This is a genomic window from Nostoc sp. DedQUE07, assembly GCF_034530975.2.
GTDB lineage: Bacteria > Cyanobacteriota > Cyanobacteriia > Cyanobacteriales > Nostocaceae > Nostoc.
Map to the genome: position 1 here is coordinate 1 of NZ_JAVRCC020000110.1, position 1,830 is coordinate 1,830.

The 1,830-nt window shown below is 46.0% G+C and carries 1 pseudogene; it reads left to right on the forward strand.

Going from position 1 to position 1,830, the window contains the following annotated elements:
- Positions 1 to 1,676: pseudogene (locus RMZ95_RS33985) on the forward strand (filamentous hemagglutinin); the annotation flags it as partial.
- Positions 1,677 to 1,830 lie beyond the last annotated feature (154 nt).

The window sequence follows — 1,830 nt, forward strand, 5'->3', positions numbered from 1 at the left end:
GGAATGCAGGGAATGTGACAGTGAGTGCCAAAAATGCTGTTGAACTTGCAAACGGTTACATCCTCAGCACAGTGTCAGCAGGAGGTGTAGGTAAAGGTGGCAATATCAACATCAATGCGGCAACACTATCACTAATTGATGGCGCTCAACTGGCAACCATTACTCGTGGTGCATCTGCAACAGCGCCAGCAGGACGGGGCGATGCGGGGAATGTGAATGTTAATGTTACTGAGTCAGTTAATATTGCTGGGGAGAAAAACGGTCTTTTTAGTGGGATTGCCAGCTTTGTGGATAGGGGGACAGTTGGCGATGGGGGTAACATTACTATCGATTCTGGTGACTTCTCGTTACGCGATCGCGCTATCCTTGAAGCCTCAACCCGTGGACAAGGGAATGCAGGGAATGTGACAGTGAGTGCCAAAAATGCTGTTGAACTTGCAAACGGTTACATCCTCAGCACAGTGTCATCAGGAGGTGTAGGTAAAGGTGGCAATATCAACATCAATGCGGCAACACTATCACTAATTGATGGCGCTCAACTGCAAACCGTTACTCGTGGTGCATCTGCAACAGCGCTAGCAGGACGGGGGAATGCAGGGAATGTGAATGTTAATGTTACTGGGTCAGTTAATATTGCTGGGGAGAAAAACGGTATTAAGAGTGCGATTTCCAGCCGGGTGAATACGGGGACAGTTGGCAATGGGGGTAACATTACTATCGATTCTAGTTCTTTCTCATTACAAAATGGCGCTCAACTTGTAGCCTCAACATTTGGACAAGGGAATGCAGGCACAATTAAAGTGAATGCTGCTGATTTTTTCACCATTTCTAGCACTAGTTCTAACTTTAACAGTGGCTTGTTCGTTAACTCCCAAAGTCCGACGGGTACTGCTGGAGATATTATCATCACCTCACCTAGAGTTACCTTAGATAACCAAGGCGTACTCATCGCCGAATCTGCATCGGGTAACGGTGGCGACATCAATTTACAAACTAATTTACTGCTTCTGCGTCGTGGCGCTTCCATTTCCACCACCGCAGGCACAACAGAAAAAGCTGGTGGTAATGGTGGCAACATCACCATCAATGCCCCGTCCGGCTTCATTGTTGCTGTCCCAAGCGAAAATAGCGACATCACTGCCAATGCTTACACAGGCAGTGGTGGGAGAGTAGATATTCAAGCCTTTGGTATTTATGGCATTCAACCGCGCTCTAACCCAACCTCTCTTTCGGATATCACCGCTAGTTCTGAGTTTGGTGTAAGTGGCACTGTAGAACTTAACACACCTGATATTGACCCTAACAGTGGCTTAGTTAACTTGCCAATCGTACCAGTTGATACCCAAGTAGCACAGACTTGTCAAGCTGGTGGAAATTTAGCTAAAAGCAGTTTTACAATCACTGGACGCGGCGGCTTGCCACCTAATCCAGGTGAAGCTCTTAAAACTGATGCAGTGCAGGTTAATTTGATTACTCTCAATCCAAACAGTGATAACCCCGATCGCTCCTTTGTTCCCAACAAAATAACTACCCCTGCACCAGAACCGATCATAGAAGCTACTAGTTTGGTGCTAAACGAAAAAGGGGAAGTTGTTCTGACAGCAAATCTTCCCAGCACTACGCCCCATAGTCTTTGGTTGAAGCCTGCATCTTGCAAAGCAATTCGTAATTCGTAATTTAAGACTGGAGTTTAGACTAAGCCATGCAAAATGACCCAGCAAGGCTGAGTTAATCAGAGACTTAGCAAAAGTATGAATAATCTTAGGTATTAAACAGCAATTCTTTCATGCCTTAAGGGTAATGCCCAACTCCCCTCGTTTTCTGGTATCC